Origin of the sequence: Gemmobacter lanyuensis (genome assembly GCF_014652355.1) — a bacterium.
GTDB classification, from domain to species: domain Bacteria; phylum Pseudomonadota; class Alphaproteobacteria; order Rhodobacterales; family Rhodobacteraceae; genus Gemmobacter; species Gemmobacter lanyuensis.
In genome coordinates, this window is record NZ_BMYQ01000001.1 from 167145 (window position 1) to 185785 (window position 18641).

Below are 18641 nucleotides of genomic sequence, written 5' to 3' on the forward strand. Positions count from 1 at the left end.
ACAGCAAAAAGCCCCGGAGTTTCCTCCGGGGCTTTTTCGTTTGTCGCAGGGCTCAGGCCAGCATGAGCATCGGGTTTTCGAGGTTCTCGATGATCGCCTTCAGGAACTCGGCCCCCAGCGCACCATCGATCACCCGGTGATCGACCGAGAGCGTCATCGACATCATCGTGGCGACCTTGATCTCGCCATCCTTGCCGACGACGGGCTTCTTCACCCCGGCGCCCACGGCCAGGATCGACCCATGCGGCGGGTTGATCACGGCGTCAAAGTTCTCGACCCCCATCATCCCAAGGTTCGAAATCGCAAAGCTGCCGCCCTGATATTCATGCGGGGCCAGCTTCTTGGTCTTGGCGCGGGTGGCCAGGTCCTTCATCTCGGCCGACAGGGCCGAGAGCGATTTCTTGTCGGCATCGCGCAGCACGGGGGTGAACAGGCCACCCTCGACCGCCACGGCCACCGCAACGTCCGAGGGTTTGAGCTTCAGCATCCGGTCGCCGGCCCAGACCGCATTGGCATTGGGCACGGCTTGCAGCGCCAGCGCGCAGGCCTTGATGATGAAGTCATTGACCGACAGCTTCACGCCACGCCCTTCGAGCGATTTGTTCAGCTGTTCGCGGAAGGCCATCAGCGTATCCAGCTGTACCTCGCGGCGCAGGTAGAAATGCGGGATGGTCTGCTTGGCTTCGGTCAGACGGGCCGCGATGGTGCGGCGCATGCCGTCGAGCGGCACTTCCTCATAGGCGCGGTCGGCATACATCTTCAGCACGGCATCCGACGACGGGCCTTGCGCAACCGCCGCTGGGGCGGGGGCCGCAGCAGCGACCGGCGCGGCGACAGCGGCTGCCGGGGTCGCGGCCTTGGGTGCAGCAACCGCACCCTCGACATCGGCCTTCACGATCCGCCCATGCGGACCCGAACCCTTGACCGAGGTCAGGTCCAGACCCTTGTCCGCCGCGATGCGCCGTGCGAGCGGCGAGGCAAAGACCCGCGCGCCGCCCGCCATGGGCGCCGCCGGGGCCGCAGCCACCGGCGCAGCCGCCGGTGCCGCCGCCACAGGGGCCGCAGCAGGTGCAGCCGCAGCCGCAGGGGCCGCAACGGTGGCGTCGGCGCTGTCGCCCTCTTCCAGCAGGACCGCGATCGGGGTGTTCACCTTCACCGCCGCCGTGCCTTCGGCTACCAGCAGCTTGCCGATCACGCCTTCATCGACGGCCTCGAACTCCATCGTGGCCTTGTCGGTCTCGATCTCGGCGATCACCTGACCGGATTTCACCGTGTCGCCCTCTTTCACCAGCCATTTGGCCAGCGTGCCTTCCTCCATCGTGGGGGAAAGCGCAGGCATCAGTACTTCTACAGCCATGTCCCTGACCTCAGCGATAGCAGACGGATTTCACGGCTTCGACCACTTCCGCAGTCGTCACCAGGGCGAGCTTTTCAAGGTTCGCGGCATAGGGCATCGGCACGTCCTTGCCCGTGCACGTCACCACCGGCGCATCGAGATAGTCGAAGGCGCGCTGCATGATGGTCGAGGCGAGGTGATCGCCAATGGACCCCACGGGGAAGCCCTCTTCCACGGTGACGCAACGGTTGGTCTTCATCACGCTGGCCAGCACGGTGTCATAGTCGATCGGGCGAAGGGTGCGCAGGTCGATGACTTCGGCGCTGATCCCGTCGGCAGCCAGCTTGTCGGCCGCTTCCAGCGCATAGGTCATGCCGATCCCGAAGGAGACGATGGTCACATCGGTGCCTTCGCGCCAGATGCGGGCCTTGCCGAAGGGGATGGTGAAGTCGTCCAGTGCCGGAACCTCGAACGAGCGGCCATACAGGATCTCGTTTTCAAGGAAGATCACCGGGTTCGGATCGCGGATCGCCTGTTTCAGCAGGCCCTTCGCGTCAGCCGCCGAATAGGGCATCACCACCTTCAGACCGGGGATCGCGGCATACCAGGCGGCATAGTCCTGGCTGTGCTGCGCGCCGACCCGGGCGGCGGCACCATTGGCGCCGCGGAACACGATCGGGCAGCCCAGCTGACCGCCCGACATGTAATTCGTCTTGGCGGCCGAGTTGATCAGATGGTCGATCGCCTGCATGGCGAAGTTGAAGGTCATGAATTCGACGATCGGCTGCAGACCGCCCCAGGCAGCCCCCACGGCCAGACCGGCAAAACCATGCTCGGTGATCGGCGTGTCGATCACGCGCTTGGCGCCGAATTCATCCAGAAGGCCCTGGCTGATCTTGTAGGCGCCCTGATATTCGCCGACCTCTTCCCCCATGAGGAAGACGCCCGGATTGGCGCGCATCTCTTCGGCCATGGCCTCGCGCAGGGCCTCGCGCACGGTCATGGTTTTCATCGGCGTGCCTTCCGGCCAATCGGCCGAGGCTTTGGACACCACCGCCACCGGGGCGACCGGGGCCGCAGCGACAGGTGCCGCCGCCACAGGGGCCGCAGCAGCGGGCGCCGCCGGGGCAGGGGCCGCATCGGCGCTTTCGCCCTCTTCGACCAGAACGGCGATGGGGGTGTTCACCTTCACGCTGGGGGTGCCTTCGGCGACCAGCAGCTTGCCGACGATGCCTTCATCGACGGCCTCGAATTCCATCGTGGCCTTGTCGGTCTCGATCTCGGCGATGATCTGGCCGGATTTGACGGTATCGCCCTCTTTCACCAGCCATTTGGCCAGCGTGCCTTCCTCCATCGTGGGGGAGAGCGCGGGCATCAGAACTTGCGTAGCCATTCGTCGTGTCTCCCTCAGGCGTAGATGTCGGTCCAGAGCTCGCTCAGCGGCGGCTCGGGGCTGTCTTTCGAGAATTCGGCGGCCTCGTTCACGATGGCCTTGATGTCCTTGTCGATGGCCTTCAGCTCGTCATCGCTGGCAAGGCCGCCCTGCAGCAGCAGGTCGCGGACATGTTCGATGGCGTCCTTTTCAGACTTCATCTTTTCCACTTCCTCGCGGGTGCGATACTTAGCCGGGTCCGACATGGAGTGGCCGCGGTAGCGGTAGGTCATCATTTCGAGGATGTAGGGGCCATCGCCCGCGCGGCAGGCGGCAATCGCCTTTTCGCCCGCGGCCTTCACGGCCAGCACATCCATGCCATCGACCGCTTCGCCCTTGATGCCATAGGCCGCGCCGCGTTCCCAAAGCGAGGGCGACTTGGTCGAGCGTTTGACGCTGGTGCCCATCGCATACTGGTTGTTTTCGATCACGAAGACCACCGGCAGGTTCCACAGCTGGGCCATGTTGTAGGTCTCATAGACCTGGCCCTGGTTTGCTGCGCCATCGCCGAAATAGGTGAAGGTCACATTGTCATTGCCGTTATATTTGTCGGCAAAGGCCAGACCCGCCCCCAGCGGCACCTGCGCGCCGACGATGCCATGCCCGCCGTAGAAGTGCTTCTCGCGTGAGAACATGTGCATCGAGCCGCCCTTCCCCTTGGAATAGCCGCCGATGCGCCCGGTCAGTTCCGCCATCACGCCCTTGGGGTCCATGCCGCAGGCCAGCATATGGCCGTGGTCACGGTAGCTGGTGATGCGCTTGTCGCCCTCTTTCGTCGCGGCCTCAAGGCCAACGACGACGGCTTCCTGACCGATGTAGAGGTGGCAGAAGCCCCCGATCAGACCCATCCCGTAGAGCTGCCCGGCCTTTTCCTCAAAACGGCGGATGAGCAGCATCTCGCGGTAGTATTTCAGAAGTTCCTCTTTCGAGACATTGGGTCTCTCCGGTGCCTTCTTGGTGGCCATACGGCTCCCTCCCATGGTGGCGGAATAGTTCAGCGTTAAACTATCTCTACTTTATCGGAGAAATAAGGCCGCACGCAAGCATTACCGTCGCCGCGCCGCAGCATGGCGGCGGGCTTTGGCGCGGCTGTCAGGGAAACACGTGGCGGAGCAGCCGGTCAGCGGATCACGATCTCATCGGCGCGGATATAGCCCAGCACGTCACGGACCTGTTCATCCAGCAGATCGAGATCGAGATAGGCGTCCGACAGGCGATGGGTGCGGTTCTGCAATTCGGCCAATTCGGCCTTCAGGCGGTCACGCTCGGCCGCCAGTTGATCGGCCTCGGCGTTGATCTGCACGCGGCGGAAAACCCCGTAATCGCCTTGCACGGCGGCGAAGGTGAAATAGCCCCCCAGCGCCACGGCCAGCGCGAAGATCATCAGATTGCCGACGGAAAAGCGGTGGGTCTGCGCGGTCATCACTTGCCTCGTTCAGCCGCATCTCATTGGGCGGACGCGGTTCTGGAACTATGCCACAGGGCTGCTGCCTTGGGAATCCGCAAAATGGTCTGCCGCGCGCGCTGGTCCGATCAGGGCCACTGCTTTTGGTGCATTTGACCGGTATCAATACAATCCGGTTCAACATTTCCTATGTTTTGACCCGAGTCGCATGAAGGTTTGGCAAAAGTCAGCCGTTAAGGGGGGGGCGGTCCGGCACGGACCTGCAGGAGAACACAATGGCCCGCTTCGTCACCACACAAAACATTCGCCGCGGCTTCGATCTGGAAGGCGGGCTTGACGATGCCTTGGGCGGGATGGTGCGCGATGCGGGCGGGCGGGCGACCTATGGCTGGGGCGGTCTGCAGGTCGTTCTGGCAGGCAGCTACACGCTCGACCCGGCCGGGCGCGCCAGTGGGACCGTGACCCAGGTGACAGTCCTTGGCCGGGTGCGCGTGGACGGAGAGTTGACGCGCCTGCCGATCGCCCAGATCAGCAATTTCACGGCGGATGCTGCTGATCTTGTGGCCGATCTGCGGCAGGCGACGGGGCAGACGCTGGCCAGTGCCCTGCTTGCCGGGAATGACTCGATGGTGGGGTCGGGCTGGCGCGACCATCTGCTGGGTCTGGCAGGCAATGACACGCTGGTGGGCGGCGGCGGTGCCGATAGCCTGAATGGCGGGGGTGGCCGCGATCATCTGCTGGGCGGGGCGGGGGCGGACCTCGTGCTGGGGGGCGATGGCAATGACCAGCTGCAGGGCGATTATGGCCGGGATACGCTGACCGGGGGAGCGGGGAATGATTACCTGCTGGGCGGGCTTCAGGATGATCTGCTGGAAGGCGGCGCGGGCGCCGACCGCCACCGGGGGGGCGAGGGGACCGATGTCTTCATCTTTCGCGGGTCGCATGGTCCCGATGTCGTGGGGGACTTCACGCTGGACGATCTGCTTGTCCTCGGGCCGGAATATTGGGCGGGACATCTGACTGCGGGCGAGCTGCTTGAGGATCATGCCACGCAGATGATGAACGGGGTCATGCTGCAAACCGGCACCAATTCGATCTTCATTCTGGGGTGGGAAGATATCGACACCCTTGGCGGGCGTTTGCGGTCGGTGGACCAGCTACTCTGACCCGATGAAAAAGGCCCGCATCCGGGGATGCGGGCCTTGCAGGATCAGCCGTTCAGCGCGGCCACGCCGGGCAGTTCCTTGCCCTCCATCCATTCGAGGAAGGCGCCCCCGGCGGTAGAGATGAAGCTGAAATCATCGGCCGCCCCGGCCTTGTTCAGCGCGGCAACCGTATCGCCGCCGCCCGCGACCGAAACCAGCGTCCCGGCCTTGGTGGCCGCCGCCGCCGCACGCGCCGCCGCATTGGTGGCGGCATCGAAAGGCTCAAGCTCGAAGGCGCCAAGGGGGCCGTTCCAGATCAGGGTCTTGGCCTGGGCAAACACCGCCTCGATGGCGGCCACCGAGCGCGGGCCGGCATCCAGGATCATCGCATCCGCCGGGCAGGCGTTGGCCGCCACGGTTTCATGCGCGGCATGGGCCTTGAAGTCGCGCGCCACAACCACATCCACCGGCAGGTGAATGGTGCAGCCCGCCGCCGCGGCCTTGGCCAGAATTTCGCGCGCGGTATCGGCCATGTCGCGTTCCGCCAGCGATTTGCCAACCTCGATCCCCTGGGCCACGAGGAAGGTATTGGCCATGCCGCCGCCGATCACCAGGTGGTCGACCTTGGTCACAAGGTTCCCCAGCAGATCAAGCTTGGTCGAAACCTTGGCGCCGCCCACGACGGCCACCACCGGACGCACCGGCGTGCCAAGGGCGGCTTCCAGCGCCTTCAGCTCGGCCGCCATCAGACGACCCGCGGCGGAGGGCAGCAGATGCGCCAGACCTGCGGTCGAGGCATGGGCGCGGTGCGCGGCGGAAAAGGCGTCATTCACAAAGACATCGCCAAGGGCCGCCATCTCGCGCGCCAAGGCTTCGTCGTTCTTTTCCTCGCCCGCATGGAAGCGGGTGTTTTCCAGCAGCACCACCGCATCGCCCGAGGCCGAGGCGATCGCGGCCTTGGCAGGCTCACCGATGCAGTCGGTGGCAAAGACCACGGGTGAACCCAGCGCCGCCGCCAGCGCGTCTTTCACATGCCCAAGGCTCATTTCCGGGACGACCTTGCCCTTGGGGCGGTCGAAATGGGCCAGCAGCACCACGCGCCCGCCCTTGGCCTGGATGTCCTTTACCGTCGGCACGATCTTTTCGATCCGCGTGGCATCGGTCACCACGCCGTTTTCCATCGGCACGTTGATATCCACGCGCGTCAGGACGGTTTTGCCCGACAGGTCCATATCGTCGAGAGTTTTCCAAGCCATTCGCAGCCTCCTCGCATCAGGTTGCCCCTGTTTCCGCCGAAGCGGCCGCAAGGTCAACGGGCGATGCGGGGGGCATGTGCGCGCCAGTGTGGCAGGGGGCGAAAATCCCCCGCCGATATACAGATTTCATCCACAGGAATCCCCAAGGGCCTGTAGATAACCGGCCCTGACTCTGGCCGCGGAATCCCGAAAATCAGCGCTGCCACCAAGAAAACCGGGATCGATTCCGGGGTGGTGCCCCCTGCGGGGCCATGCAGACCGGCGCGCCGAAGGGCCGCCCAAGACTTGGGGAACAAGCGTGGAACTGATCGTCGGAAACAAGCGGGTGATCCCCACGGCCATGACCCCCATCCCCGGCGGGGTCGAGGCGCAATTGGCGGGCGAGGCGCTGCTGTCTGTGCTGGAGGCCACCTTCCACGGCGGCGCCACCATCGAGGTGCTGGGCGGGGATCTGGATCGCCGTCCGATGGATGTGGCCGAAATCCGCATGGAAGGCGCCAGCACCACCGTCACGCTTGTCTGCTCGGGCGCGGCGCTGCGCCTGAACTGAGACGGCACGCCCCTGCGGCGTGCCTCGCCGCGGTCGCAGCGCCGAAATGCAAAACGGCGCGGAGATCCCGCGCCGTCGTCATTTTCTGGAAACCTTTGGGATCAGCCGAACAGGCGGGTCCGCTTTACTGCCTCGCGGCGGAACAGGCCGCGCGGCACAGCGATCTGCTGGCGGGCGCGGTCAATCTGTTCCATGCGGCGGGCGAAGACTGCGTCATGGTCGGGTGCAGCGGCGCCGAGACCCAGGCCATCACGCATGGCGACCACGATTTCCTCGGCGGCGGTGGTCTTGCTGAAATCGGTGTGCATCATGGCTGTGTCCCTTTCGAACCAGCGTCGCCATCCTTGCGGCGCCCTTGTTTCCCTTATGCCATCCTTTGCGCGGGTGGGTCAATTATCCCAATGAAAACCTAAACTTAGTAGATTTTGATCCCGATCAAAGTATTGGTTATTACATACTTTGGAATTGAATGCCCCGACCTGGGTTTGGGTTGGCGGGTCAGATCGCTGCGGCGGCGATGCCGTATTTCTTCATCTTCTCGATCAGCGTGGTCCGACGCAGGCGCAGCGCTTCTGCCGCGCGGGTCACGCAGCCTGCGGTCTGCCCCAGGGCGGCCTCGATCAGAGATACTTCGATATCGCGCAGATAGATCCGCAGATCCAGGTCCACCCCCTTCGACAGCGCCGCATCAAAGCTGCTGGCGTCGCCGGCAGGGCTGGGCGCTTCGGGCCATTCGCAGCGGTTCTCTTCCGCCAGCGGGGGCTGCATCTGGATCAGGTTACGTTCCACTTCGCGCGCGGTGACGGTCTGCCCGCCGAAGAAGGCAAAGGCACGTTGCACGATCGAGCGCAGCTCGCGGATGTTGCCGGGCCAGTCACGCGCTGCCAGCGCCCGCAGGGCCGAGGTATCGAATTCAGGGGCGGGAAAGCCGGGGGTCTGCTTGCGCTGATCCTCGACCAACCGCTCCAGGATCACAGGCAGGTCGCCCGGACGTTCCGACAGGGCCGGAACATCCAGCGGAAAGGCCGACAGGCGATAGAACAGGTCAGCGCGGAAGGTGCCTGCCGTCACCATGGCCTCCAGCCCGCGGTGAGTGGCCGCCACGACGCGGAAATCCACCGATACGGTGCCATTGCCGCCCACGCGGCGGATCTGGCGGCTTTCCAGCACGCGCAGCAGCTTGGCCTGCATGGCCAGCGGCATATCGCCGATCTCATCCAGAAACAGCGTGCCGCCCGCCGCCAGTTCGATCAGGCCCGTCCGGCTGCGCTCGGCGCCGGTGAAGGCGCCTTTCTCATGCCCGAAAAGCTCCCCCTCCAGAAGTTCGGCCGGAATGGCGGCGCAGTTGACGGCAACAAATTCGCCCCGGCGCCCCGACAGGCGATGCAGCGCTTCGGCCACCAGTTCCTTGCCCGAACCGGAGGGGCCGATCACAAGGGCAGGCGCATCACAAGGCGCGACGAATTCGACAAGCTGCTTCAGCCGTTGCATCCTTGGCGCATTGCCGGGGATCAGGCGATCAATCAGCCGACCGCACAGCGCCTGTTCCACAGAGCCCGGCAGCGGCACAACGGTTGTTACGGCCTCTTGAAACATCCAATGGGTTGTCATGCTCCGGCTCCTTCCAGATCGTCTGTCTGGATATTTTAGGGGAACCGGCCCTACATCAATTTTGTGTTAGTATCTTTTGATCTGTCTTTGGGTGATGCCCATGTCCTTTGTGTGGTTCCTGTTTACCCATTCGGATGGGTTTGCGGCGGGTATTGCTGCGCCGCAGCTATTTCTGCGCTGCGGAAAGGCGGCATGGAGCAGCCCTGCGCCGAAAAAGCAACCAACGCGGGAATCGGGCGGAATGGATTCAAATCCCTGATCTTGCCGCGACGTTGCATGAGGCAAGCTTGCGCTGCGCCGTTCATTGGACACAGCGGGCATAGTGTCGCAGCCAGATTGCACGACGGGCGGGGCAGGTGGAAAAAACAAAGGCCCGCACGATGGCGGGCCGTAAGCGCTGTTACAGGGGAGGGGGTCGGACCAATTCATCCCGATCCGGGCCAAAACGGCGTCAGCCGAAAACCATATAGCCCAAAACGACCCAGACGGATGTACCACCCAAAATGGCCGGAACCAGCCACCAGCCCGCCGGGAATTCAAAAGTCAGCTTCAGGCTGGCTGTTTGACGGACACGCGTCATCGCGGACATGGCAATCTCCTCAAGACTATCCTTGTGGCCACTATGGTCTACGTCCCGGCGCGCCACCATGCGAGCAGAAGGTGATCGGCATTTGTCCTAAGTTTGCGTCATATCCTTTCGGATGCCGCAAATGGCAACGGCCCGGGACAGGCCCGGGCCGCGCAGGGCAAAATCGCTCGGCGTCGGTCAGACGAGGCCCAGATCCCGCGCCATGATCACCGCCTGGGTGCGGTTCTGGGCGCCCAGTTTGCGGCAAATCGCGGTTACATGCATCTTCACCGTCGGCTCGGCCAGTTGCAGTTCGTTCGCAATCTCTTTGTTCTGCTTGCCTTCGGCGAGATAGGACAGGACGGTCATTTCCTTGTCCGACAGGTTCCCGTTACGCACATTGCGCGATGCGGCCTGGGCGCTGCCGCGCATCAGCTCGAGCGGCATATACTGCTCGCCCGAATGCATGAAGCGGATGGCATTCGCAAGGCTGCGGGCCGCCGTGGTCTTCAGGACAATCCCGGACGAGCCGGCATTCATGATTTCATCAAGCATCCGCGGCGTCGGCGTGCCGGTGATGATGGCCACCGGATTGCCGCCATTCTGCTTGATGGCGCGTTTCAGGCCGATGACGCCATTCATGCCCGGCATGTTGAGATCCAGAAGCACCACATCGAAGGGGCCCTCTGCCACGATGATATCCACCGCTTCGTCAAGGGATTTGGCGGTGGTCACCTCCATCCCTGCCGCGCGGGTCAGGTACATCGCGAACATGTCGAGGACCATTTCATGGTCGTCGGCGATCAGGACGCGCAGCGTGACCTTTTCGTCGATCTCCGTCCTCCCCTGCATCATTTGAACTGTCCCCGCATAACTTTCAGTGAGCCGAATTGCATAACGTCAGGTTTGTCGCCATACCCGGGCGTTGCGATCATCATTTCGCTAATTTTATCGATCCGTCCAGACCTTACAGCCCGATCACCCGTATTGGTTGCAACGGAACGTATGTAAACCATACCATGGTATGTATACCCCATCCAAATAGAAGATAGCCACTATCCTCATATTTGCTACGGTCAACACGTTAGACAGTCTTTTGGAGGGTTCCGCCTTGCGCCATTTTCTTTCCGCGGTCTTCGCAGCCGCTGTTGCAGCGACCCTGACCATCGGTTCTGCTGCCGCCGAAACCGGCGAAACCGTGCTGACGCTGACCGGGCCGGGGCTGCCCGACGGGGGCGTCACCTATGACATGGCCGCGCTCGAGGCCATGCCGCAGGTCAAATTCACCACAACCACCGTCTGGACCGATGCCGCGCAGGAATTTTCGGGGGTGCCGTTGAAGGCGCTGCTGGATGCGGCGGGGGTTGATGGCAGTCTGATCCGTGCGACCGCGCTGAATGATTACGCGGTGGAAATTCCGCGTGACAGCCTTGAGGACGGGGCGCCCATCCTCGCCACGCGGATCAACGGGGAACATTTCTCGCGTCGTGACAAGGGGCCCCTTTGGGTCGTATATCCCTATGACTCGGCTGAACGTTTTCGGAATGAATTGATCTTCGGTCGCAGCGTCTGGCAGCTGAACCGCGTTTCGGTGGAATAAGAGGTCGGGCATAGCGGACAGCAAGAGGTTTCAGGACGATCGTGTGCGCGATGCGCTATGCCCATGAGGAAGGAATGAAGCTGCAGTCGCATCAGCGGCTGCGGGTTTACGGCTCCTTGTTGATCCTCGCGATTGTGGCGCTTGTGTCGCTTTCGGTGTTTCTTGAAATCGATCGTCAGCTGGACCGCAGCGCTACGGCCGAATCCGATAACCGGACCTGGGTTCTGGCGCAGCTTGAGGTAGACCTTCTGCGATATGAGCGTTCGCTCTATGCCGCGCAGGCCGATCAGTCCAAGCCCCGGCTGGACGATGTCCGGCTGGCCTTTGATATCCTCTACAGCCGCGTTGATCTGGTCGGCCGGGCGCCCACGCTCGACAGCCTGCCGCTGCGCCAGTCGAAAGGGTGGCTGGAACTTTCGGGGCCGGGCGGCCTGATCGAAACAACGGTCCCGGTCATCGACTCCGCGGATAGTGAGCTTCAGGCAGGCATCCCGGAGCTGATTGCGCGGATGCCGCCCGTCACGCGCGACGTGCGTCAGGCCGTGGTCGAGTCGCTGGCCAAGTCGATGGACAGTGGCGATGAAGCGCGGCACGACCTGCGCAACTCGCTGCGCGCCTTCACCATGGCGCTGATCATCATCATGGTGGTGATGGCGCTGCTTCTCTTGGCGATCTATTTCCAGGGCCGCACGCAATCCCGCCATGCCAAGATGCTGGAACTGGCGGTTCACAACCTGCGGACTATGATCGATTCATCGCAGGATGCGGTTCTGATGATCGACGCCGATCAGAATGTGACCGGATCCAACCGTGCGGGCGAGGTGATGCTGGGCTTGACCTTCAGCCGCCGCGCGCCGGTCCGCCTGGCCGACATGCTGTCGGACGATGAGGGGGGCGAGCTGACCGCAGGCACCCGCCGCCGGATGACATGCCGTCGGGCTGATGGATCAAAATTCCCGGTCGAAGCAACGTTGGCCCGTGCCCGCACGGCAACTGGCCAGAGCTTTTCGATCGCCTTCCTGCGCGACATGTCGGAACAGCTGGAACATGAACGCAGCCTGGCCGAGGCGCGCAACGCCGCCATGCAGGGGGATGAGGCCAAGGCCCGCTTCCTTGCCGTGATGAGCCACGAGATGCGGACCCCGCTGAACGGGCTTCTTTCGGCAACCGAGCTTCTGACCAGCACCACCGATCTGGATGATGAACAACAATGGCTGGTCAGCATCATCCGCACCTGTGGCCAATCCACGCTGGAACAGGTGAACAATGTGCTTGAACTGACCCGGCTTGCCGCGTCGGACGGGCAGGAATATCCGGTCACGGATGTGGCGCTGGGTCCGACACTGCGCGCCCTTGTCCAGCAATTCCAGCCCGAGGCGCTGCGCCGGGGCAGCTCGGTCGATCTGATCGGGCCGGATGAAGGGTCTGCGCCCATCGTCAAGCTTGCACAACCGCTGCTGCGGCGCGTGCTGGTCAACCTTCTGTCCAATGCGGTGAAGTTTACCGAACATGGCCGCATCACGCTGGAACTCAGCACGGCGCCGACATCGGACCCGAACCGCGTCGCGCTCCGCATCGCCGTGCGTGATACCGGTATCGGCATTGCCGAGGCCGATCTTGAACGGATCTTCCGCAATTTCGAGACGCTCGACAGCTCTTATTCCCGCATGCAAGAGGGCAGCGGCCTGGGCCTCGGCATCGCCAAGCTGGCCGCCGAAGCCATGGGCGGGCATTTCGAGGTCGCAAGCCGACCGGGGGAGGGCAGCTGCTTCACGCTGGTGATGGAGGCCGAGGTCGCCGCTGCCCCCACACGCCCCGCCGTGCCCGAACGCATCGCGCGCGGGGGGGCGGGCGAGCGACCGCTGCATATTCTGATCGCGGAAGACAATCAGGTGAACCGCATCCTTCTGGTGCGGCAGCTGGAACGCTATGGCCATGTCGTGACGGCGGTCTGCGACGGGCAAGAGGCGCTTGAAACCGGTCTGGCGCAGCCTTTCGACATCGTGCTGATGGACGTCTCAATGCCGCGGATGGATGGCCTGACCGCAAGCCGCCTGCTGCGCGAGCGGGGCCTGCCCAAGACGGTGCCGATTTTCGCCGTGACCGCGCAGGCCCAACCCGACCGTGTGCATCAGTTCAAGGCCGCCGGGATGACCGAGGTCGTCACCAAACCCGTCAATATTGATGCGCTGAACCGTCTGATGCAGCAACGCGTCGGCCCGGTCAGCCCAATGCAGGAGCTGCGCATGCCCGCACCGCCCCCTCGGGCGTCTGAACCCGCGCCTGAAACCGCGGCCGCACCCGCCGCACCTTCGGCCTCGGCGCCCGCGCATCTTGCCACGGCCGAGCCGATCCCCAAATCCGACAAGCCGCTGCTGGATGATCGTATCCTTGCCGAACTCGAAGAGGATATGGGACGCGATTTCATCGGTATGATGGCCGATCGTTTCAGCGCCGACATGTCTTCGGCCCTGGGTGAGGCGCAGGCCGCACTGGAAGGCGCCGACCACGGAGAGCTTGCCCGTGTCGCCCATCGTAGCGCCGGGGCGGCAGCGGTGCTTGGGCTTGCGGCCCTGGCGGATGAGCTTCGTGCGCTGGAGCGTGCGGCCCCGACCGAAGGCAATGGGACGCTCAGCGCGCGCTGTGCCCGCATCCGTGACCTCAGCGGCCAGAGCGAGGCGCGGCTGCGCGCGGCCCTTGTGGACTGAGCGGGTTTTTCGTCCGTGACCAACAAAGGCCGGGGCATGCGTCCCGGCCTTTTCTTTCAGGGTTGCAGGGCCAGCAGATCGCGCATGGCGGCGATGTCATCCCACTGCTGCTGCATACGCGGGGACAGGTCTGTCTGATCAAGCAGGGCGGGAATGCCCTCATCTTCCCAGCGCGGTTCGCCGCGCGGGCGGGTCAGCGACGCGGCCAATCCGGTGATCGGATCGGTCGCGGGCGGGGGCGGAGCTTCGCCTTCGGGCGCGGTGCCTGTGGTCAGGCCCACCGCCGCGCTGGCCACAAGCGGCGCACCCGGCAAAAGCAGGATGCCAGTGACGCTGCCGGTGATGCGCGCACGCGGGGCCGCCTCAGCAAGGGTGGGGTCCAGTGCCGCATAATCCAGTGGCGGGCCGGCGTCGACCTCGCCCATGGCGGCAAGAACCTTGTCCCGATAGGCCGCGCCGCGATCCGGGTCTTGCGAGTGATAGGCCGCCGTCGCCGCTTCCCAGGACCCGAGGCTTTCATAAAGTTTGCGCAGGAACAGCGCCGCATACCGCGTGTTCGTGGGCGGATCGATCATTGCGGCGGTGCTGGGGAAGGCGGCCGAATGCCAGCGATGATTGAGCTGCATGCACCCGACATCGATATTGGTGACACCCTGGATCAACGCCTGATCCAGATAGGCCAGCGCCTCTTCCTGCGTTTCGAAGAACATGCCCTTGCCGCCCTGGTTCAGCGTCCAGGGCCAGCCGCGCGTGCCGCCGTCGCCGGTTGCCCGTCCCGCCTCGACCCGCGAAATCGCGGGCAGAAGACCATCGGGCAGTCCTTCTGCCGCACCTGCGGCGGCGGCCAGCTGTTCACAGTCCACCGCAAGCGCGGCCGCCCCCCCGGGATGGAGGGCCAGCAACAGAAGCGGAAAAAGGATGCGCGGGATCATGCCCCTGTTTTGGCAAGTTCCGTGCCACGCAGGGGCCGCGTCGGGGACGGGCGGTCAGGCGGCCGCGGGGTTGGGGGCAATCTGCGCCCAGGCCGAGATAATGCCCCCGATCAGCTGCGCGCAGCGGCCAAGATCCGCACCGTCCTCACGGCGGAAGGTCGCCAGAAGTTGCTGGCGGCAATGCTCATAGACCTTGAAGAGGTTGTCCGAAATCTCGCCCCCTTTTTCGAAATCGAGGCTTGATTGCAGGACATAAATCGCCGTCAGCGCCCGCGTCAGATGCAGGTCTGGCATGGGGCGGTCATCGGCCATGGCTGCGGCCACCACCTGCAGCGCCCGCTCCAGCTCGCGCAGCGTGAACAGAACAATGCCGTGCGGATCCTCGGGGACCGTGGTCGCACCGCTGTTTGCCCGGCGGTATTGGGAACGGGCATCGAGGAAGGTCATGGCTCACCCTTTGAGACGTTGTCGGCCTGTTGCTTGGAAAACGGATGTCCATCGCGGATGTTTAGCCCGCCCTGTGCCGGGTTTCCGGCAGTGGGCACTGTCGATATTTCGACACATCCAATGGGTGCGTCAGATTGGTGACGTATTTTCGGACATCCCTTCGGATGCATCATCTTGGCCCAAGGTTTGGGCCTGATCCGAAGCGCAGCACGCCCATGCCGAAGATCGGGGCCGTCTGGCAGAAGGTCCATGGGATCGTGCGAAAGCATAACGCCAAGAAAAACAGGGATTTTAGGGCAAGGGCGCAAAAAAATGCGTTCGGCCAGAACGGGCCTGCGGCGCTGGCATGCTTCCTGCCTTGTACCTTGCACAAGCATGGGAGAGCCAGACATGACCGCGATCCAGATCATCCCGACCGATTTCCGCGCCGCCCCGGCGTTGATGCTGCTCTTGCAGCGTCGTCGTGCCGCCCTTGTGGCCCAGGCCCCCGGCGCGAAGGCCGATGTTCTGGTGGTTTCGGCGCAGCGCGAGGCGGCGCTTGGCGGGTCCAAGGGTCTGGCCGAGCTTGCCCGTGGCGCCGGGGCCAGGACGCTGGTCGTCGTGGCGGAAGATGCGGCAACCTTTGCGCTGCAACCCGAAATGGGGGGGCGGCTGTTGCGCGTGGCTTTGCCTGCGGCGCCGGCCCATCTGCCACCGCTTCTACAATCCGACCTTCTGGCGCTGGCCGATGTGGTCGGGGGGCTCGTGTCGCCGATGGTGGCGGGCGATGCCGCGACCGGCACCCTGATCGACCTGGCCAGCCGTGTGGCACGGTCGGATGTGACGGTCTTCATCAATGGTCCCACCGGGTCCGGCAAAGAGGTGCTGGCGCGGTTCATCCATGCCGCCTCGCGCCGCGCTGCGGGCCCGTTCATCGCCATCAACTGTGCCGCGATCCCCGAAACCATGCTTGAGGCCACGCTTTTCGGCCATGAGAAAGGCGCCTTCACAGGGGCGGCCAATGCCAACAAGGGCCTGATCCGCGCGGCCGATGGTGGCACGCTGCTGCTTGACGAAATCTCGGAAATGCCGCTGGCGCTTCAGTCGAAACTGCTGCGGGTGCTGCAGGAACGCGCCGTGACGCCGGTGGGCGGGCAGGGCGAGGTGCCGGTCGATATCCGCGTCATCGCCACGTCGAACCGTGACATGCCCGCGGAAGTTGCCGCCAACCGGTTCCGCGAAGACCTTTATTACCGGCTCAATGTGTTTCCGCTGGCCACCCGCGCGCTGGCCGACCGTCCCGAAGATATTGCCCCCATCGCCGTCGCCCTGCTGCGCCGCCATGCGCGCGGCATCGCCCTGCCGCGTCTGACACCCGAAGCCCTGTCCGCGCTTGAGGCGCATCGCTGGCCCGGCAACGTCCGCGAGCTGGAAAATGTGATTCAACGCGCGCTCGTTCTCTGTGACGGCACGCATATTGCTCCCGAAGACGTGCTGATCGACGCGGGCAGCTGCCTGATGCCGCGGCAGATGCTCCAGCAAGCCGTTTGAAGTGAGTGATACGATGACCATCTCTGCGACGGGGTTCACCCCCCTTTTGCCAAGCCTGCAGGCAACCAGCCTGAACACTTCGGTTCCGGCCCTCATGTCCCAATCCCCGGCCGATCCGCAGCCGGGGTTCATGGAACGGCTGGGTGACGCCCTGAATGGCGTGGCCCGGGCCCAGAATACTGCCCAAGCCTCGGCCACCGCCTATGAATTGGGGGAAACCCAGGATCTGGCCTCGGTGATGATCGACCAGCAGGTCGCATCGCTGGGTTTCCAGCTGTCGCTCAATGTTCGCAACAAGGCCCTGACCGCCTATCGCGATATCATGAACATGTCGGTCTGAACGCGAGTCCAACCTCATGGCCCTGCCTCCCTCCGTCAGCTCCCAAGCCCCAGTCCCCGTCTTGGTCGGGCGCATGCGGGGCGCCTTTTCCGGCGTCGAACGCTTTGCTGCGCAGCCTGCGGTGCGGCGGTCGCTGCCCGCGATCCTTGTCGTCGGTGTCACGGTCCTGGCGCTGGCGGTGTGGTTTTCCCTGCGCGAGGCCCCGCGCGTAGCGCTTTATCCCGGCATCGCCGAGGCCGAGAAGGCCCGCATGATCGAATCCCTGACGGGCGCGGGCATCCCCGCTGCGATCAGCGCCTCGACCGGCGAGGTCGAGGTGGATCAGGCCGACTATTACAAGGCCCGCATGGCCCTTGCGGCCGAAGGGTTGCCCGAAACGCTGCCCGATGCTGAAACCGCGCTTGGGGCCTTGCAGCTTGGCACCTCGCGCCCGGTCGAGGCGACGCGGCTGCGTCAAGCGCAGGAACTGGAGCTTGCCCGCTCGATCACTGAAATCGCCGGCGTGGATTCGGCGCGGGTGCATCTGGCGCTGCCCGAACGCACGGCCTTTCTGCGCGATACCCAACCCCCGCGCGCCTCGGTCTTTCTGCAGCTGGAACAGGGGCGCGCGCTGGCCTCGGGCCAGGTCGATGCCATCGTGAACCTTGTCGCCTCGGCCATTCCGGGGCTGCCGCGCGAAAGCGTGTCGGTGGTGGATCAGCGGGGACAGCTTCTGTCGCGGGTAGGCGATGATCCGGCGCTGGCGCTGACGGACCGGCAGATGCAGCAGCGGGTGCAGCTGGAAGATCTGTATCGCACCCGCATCGAACAGCTGCTGACCCCCATCACGGGGCTGGGCAACATGTCGGTCCAGGTGTCGCTGGACATGGATTTCACCCGCTCCGAAATCCGGGAAGAGCGGATGGATCCCCAGGGATCGGTCCTGCGCAGCGAACAGGTGGAGAACAGCGAAACCCGCAATTCCCCCGCCCGCGGCATTCCGGGCCAGGTGTCGAATACCCCCCCGGCCGAGGCGACGCCCGCAGCCGGTTCTCCGCCAACGGCCGAAGGCAATACCGCGCCCCCCAAGGATGATGCCAATGCGCCGACCAATTCTACATCCGGCACCACCCGCAACTATGAGGTCAGCCGCCGCTTTGAAACGATCCAGCCCGCGACTGGCCGTATCACCCGCATCAATGCCGCCATTCTGGTGCGCGCCGTGCCTGCGCCCGCGCCCGCCGACGGAAGCGAGCCGCCCGCCGATGCCCCGTTGATCCCCCCGGCGCAGATTGCGGACATGGAACGTCTGGTGCAAAGCGCGATCGGCTTTGACGACAAGCGCGGCGACAGCATTACCATCATGGCCCAGCCTTTCCTGGACCCTGCCGAAGAGGTCTTGCCCACCGCCACCGCAGATAGCGGCTGGTTGGGTGATGCGATCCGTCAGGGCAGCCTGATCCTGATCCTGGGCATTGTGGCCCTTGGTATCGTCCGCCCCTTGCTGATGCGGTTGACCGCGCCGACCGAGGCCGCCCCCGCCGGCATGGCCAATGCTCTGACCGATGGCAGCACTGCAACCGCGCAGCTTGAAGCGCCGTCCGCCCCGCCGGAAGACACGCCCGAACATCTTGAGGCGCAGGCCATGGCCCGCCGCATCGGGCTGGCGCGTCAGGCGCTCAGCGCCGGATCGCGGGACGAGAAATTCGCGATCCTGCGCCAGCTGGCCGAGGAGGATCCCGTCCGCATCGCAACCGTGCTGCGGCGGATGATGAAGGACGAAATCGAGAAGGTGGTCTGAG

The 18641-nt window shown here is 64.4% G+C and carries 18 protein-coding genes; 7 read left to right on the plus strand and 11 right to left on the minus strand.

Features of this window, described 5'->3' with window-relative positions; translation table 11 throughout:
- Positions 1-52 precede the first annotated feature (52 nt).
- The 4 genes from IE101_RS00800 to IE101_RS00815 all read right to left on the minus strand — a co-directional run bounded on the left by IE101_RS00800 (position 53) and on the right by IE101_RS00815 (position 4191).
- The gene (locus tag IE101_RS00800) at positions 53-1357 is read right to left on the minus strand and encodes a pyruvate dehydrogenase complex dihydrolipoamide acetyltransferase (RefSeq protein ID WP_189631905.1); all 1305 of its coding nucleotides are present in this window, start codon (positions 1355-1357) and stop codon (positions 53-55) included.
- 10 nt (positions 1358-1367) lie between these two features.
- The gene (locus tag IE101_RS00805; protein WP_189631906.1) at positions 1368-2729 is read right to left on the minus strand and encodes a pyruvate dehydrogenase complex E1 component subunit beta; all 1362 of its coding nucleotides are present in this window, start codon (positions 2727-2729) and stop codon (positions 1368-1370) included.
- A gap of 14 nt (positions 2730-2743) precedes the next feature.
- Positions 2744-3733: a pyruvate dehydrogenase (acetyl-transferring) E1 component subunit alpha gene (gene pdhA, locus IE101_RS00810; protein WP_189631907.1), complete on the minus strand. Its 990-nt coding sequence runs from the start codon at positions 3731-3733 to the stop codon at positions 2744-2746.
- Between the two features lie 155 nt (positions 3734-3888).
- A complete protein-coding gene (locus tag IE101_RS00815; protein ID WP_189631908.1) occupies positions 3889-4191 on the minus strand; it encodes an FtsB family cell division protein in 303 nt (100 codons plus the stop codon).
- A gap of 257 nt (positions 4192-4448) precedes the next feature.
- On the opposite strand from IE101_RS00815, the gene IE101_RS00820 reads away from it, so the two are divergent.
- On the plus strand, positions 4449-5339 hold the full coding sequence (locus IE101_RS00820; RefSeq protein ID WP_189631909.1) for a calcium-binding protein: 891 nt from the start codon (positions 4449-4451) through the stop codon (positions 5337-5339).
- Positions 5340-5383: 44 nt separating this feature from the next.
- On the opposite strand, the gene IE101_RS00825 is transcribed toward IE101_RS00820, so the two are convergent.
- Positions 5384-6574, minus strand: coding sequence for a phosphoglycerate kinase (locus tag IE101_RS00825; RefSeq protein ID WP_189631910.1), 1191 nt, complete (start codon positions 6572-6574; stop codon positions 5384-5386).
- Positions 6575-6872: 298 nt separating this feature from the next.
- On the opposite strand from IE101_RS00825, the gene IE101_RS00830 reads away from it, so the two are divergent.
- On the plus strand, positions 6873-7124 hold the full coding sequence (locus IE101_RS00830) for a hypothetical protein (RefSeq protein WP_189631911.1): 252 nt from the start codon (positions 6873-6875) through the stop codon (positions 7122-7124).
- A 101-nt stretch (positions 7125-7225) separates the two neighbouring features.
- Here IE101_RS00830 and IE101_RS00835 read toward each other — a convergent pair whose 3' ends face one another.
- The 4 genes from IE101_RS00835 to IE101_RS00850 all read right to left on the minus strand — a co-directional run bounded on the left by IE101_RS00835 (position 7226) and on the right by IE101_RS00850 (position 10155).
- Positions 7226-7435, minus strand: a complete 210-nt coding sequence (locus IE101_RS00835) for a hypothetical protein (protein WP_189631912.1) — start codon at positions 7433-7435, stop codon at positions 7226-7228.
- A 187-nt stretch (positions 7436-7622) separates the two neighbouring features.
- Positions 7623-8735 carry a sigma-54 interaction domain-containing protein gene (locus tag IE101_RS00840; RefSeq protein ID WP_229803983.1) on the minus strand — a complete coding sequence of 371 codons (1113 nt, stop codon included), beginning with the start codon at positions 8733-8735 and terminating at the stop codon, positions 7623-7625.
- A gap of 451 nt (positions 8736-9186) precedes the next feature.
- Entirely contained in the window at positions 9187-9324 is a 138-nt protein-coding gene (locus IE101_RS00845; protein WP_189631913.1) for a hypothetical protein, read from the minus strand.
- A gap of 177 nt (positions 9325-9501) precedes the next feature.
- Positions 9502-10155 carry a response regulator transcription factor gene (locus IE101_RS00850; protein ID WP_189632701.1) on the minus strand — a complete coding sequence of 218 codons (654 nt, stop codon included), beginning with the start codon at positions 10153-10155 and terminating at the stop codon, positions 9502-9504.
- 259 nt (positions 10156-10414) lie between these two features.
- On the opposite strand from IE101_RS00850, the gene IE101_RS00855 reads away from it, so the two are divergent.
- The gene (locus IE101_RS00855; protein ID WP_189631914.1) at positions 10415-10903 is read left to right on the plus strand and encodes a putative pterin-binding protein; all 489 of its coding nucleotides are present in this window, start codon (positions 10415-10417) and stop codon (positions 10901-10903) included.
- Between the two features lie 74 nt (positions 10904-10977).
- Positions 10978-13611: an ATP-binding protein gene (locus IE101_RS00860; RefSeq protein ID WP_189631915.1), complete on the plus strand. Its 2634-nt coding sequence runs from the start codon at positions 10978-10980 to the stop codon at positions 13609-13611.
- Positions 13612-13667: 56 nt separating this feature from the next.
- On the opposite strand, the gene IE101_RS00865 is transcribed toward IE101_RS00860, so the two are convergent.
- On the minus strand, positions 13668-14543 hold the full coding sequence (locus IE101_RS00865; RefSeq protein ID WP_229803985.1) for a transglycosylase SLT domain-containing protein: 876 nt from the start codon (positions 14541-14543) through the stop codon (positions 13668-13670).
- Positions 14544-14597: 54 nt separating this feature from the next.
- Positions 14598-14990, minus strand: a complete 393-nt coding sequence (locus tag IE101_RS00870) for a flagellar export chaperone FliS (RefSeq protein ID WP_189631916.1) — start codon at positions 14988-14990, stop codon at positions 14598-14600.
- 390 nt (positions 14991-15380) lie between these two features.
- Here IE101_RS00870 and IE101_RS00875 point away from each other — a divergent pair, with 390 nt between their 5' ends.
- The 3 genes from IE101_RS00875 to fliF all read left to right on the plus strand — a co-directional run bounded on the left by IE101_RS00875 (position 15381) and on the right by fliF (position 18640).
- On the plus strand, positions 15381-16520 hold the full coding sequence (locus IE101_RS00875) for a sigma-54 interaction domain-containing protein (RefSeq protein ID WP_189631917.1): 1140 nt from the start codon (positions 15381-15383) through the stop codon (positions 16518-16520).
- A 13-nt stretch (positions 16521-16533) separates the two neighbouring features.
- The gene (fliE, locus tag IE101_RS00880; protein ID WP_189631918.1) at positions 16534-16860 is read left to right on the plus strand and encodes a flagellar hook-basal body complex protein FliE; all 327 of its coding nucleotides are present in this window, start codon (positions 16534-16536) and stop codon (positions 16858-16860) included.
- Positions 16861-16933: 73 nt separating this feature from the next.
- Entirely contained in the window at positions 16934-18640 is a 1707-nt protein-coding gene (gene fliF / locus IE101_RS00885; protein ID WP_229803986.1) for a flagellar basal-body MS-ring/collar protein FliF, read from the plus strand.
- Position 18641 lies beyond the last annotated feature (1 nt).

Coding starts and splice junctions, on each gene's coding strand:
- IE101_RS00850 (WP_189632701.1), bottom strand. CDS start 10,155: ATGCAGGGGAGGACGGAGATCGACGAAAAGGTCACGCTGCGCGTCCTG.
- IE101_RS00820 (WP_189631909.1), top strand. CDS start 4,449: ATGGCCCGCTTCGTCACCACACAAAACATTCGCCGCGGCTTCGATCTG.
- IE101_RS00865 (WP_229803985.1), bottom strand. CDS start 14,543: ATGATCCCGCGCATCCTTTTTCCGCTTCTGTTGCTGGCCCTCCATCCC.
- pdhA (WP_189631907.1), bottom strand. CDS start 3,733: ATGGCCACCAAGAAGGCACCGGAGAGACCCAATGTCTCGAAAGAGGAA.
- fliF (WP_229803986.1), top strand. CDS start 16,934: ATGCGGGGCGCCTTTTCCGGCGTCGAACGCTTTGCTGCGCAGCCTGCG.
- IE101_RS00845 (WP_189631913.1), bottom strand. CDS start 9,324: ATGTCCGCGATGACGCGTGTCCGTCAAACAGCCAGCCTGAAGCTGACT.
- fliE (WP_189631918.1), top strand. CDS start 16,534: ATGACCATCTCTGCGACGGGGTTCACCCCCCTTTTGCCAAGCCTGCAG.
- IE101_RS00825 (WP_189631910.1), bottom strand. CDS start 6,574: ATGGCTTGGAAAACTCTCGACGATATGGACCTGTCGGGCAAAACCGTC.
- IE101_RS00875 (WP_189631917.1), top strand. CDS start 15,381: ATGACCGCGATCCAGATCATCCCGACCGATTTCCGCGCCGCCCCGGCG.
- IE101_RS00835 (WP_189631912.1), bottom strand. CDS start 7,435: ATGATGCACACCGATTTCAGCAAGACCACCGCCGCCGAGGAAATCGTG.
- IE101_RS00860 (WP_189631915.1), top strand. CDS start 10,978: ATGAAGCTGCAGTCGCATCAGCGGCTGCGGGTTTACGGCTCCTTGTTG.
- IE101_RS00840 (WP_229803983.1), bottom strand. CDS start 8,735: ATGACAACCCATTGGATGTTTCAAGAGGCCGTAACAACCGTTGTGCCG.
- IE101_RS00870 (WP_189631916.1), bottom strand. CDS start 14,990: ATGACCTTCCTCGATGCCCGTTCCCAATACCGCCGGGCAAACAGCGGT.
- IE101_RS00805 (WP_189631906.1), bottom strand. CDS start 2,729: ATGGCTACGCAAGTTCTGATGCCCGCGCTCTCCCCCACGATGGAGGAA.
- IE101_RS00800 (WP_189631905.1), bottom strand. CDS start 1,357: ATGGCTGTAGAAGTACTGATGCCTGCGCTTTCCCCCACGATGGAGGAA.
- IE101_RS00815 (WP_189631908.1), bottom strand. CDS start 4,191: ATGACCGCGCAGACCCACCGCTTTTCCGTCGGCAATCTGATGATCTTC.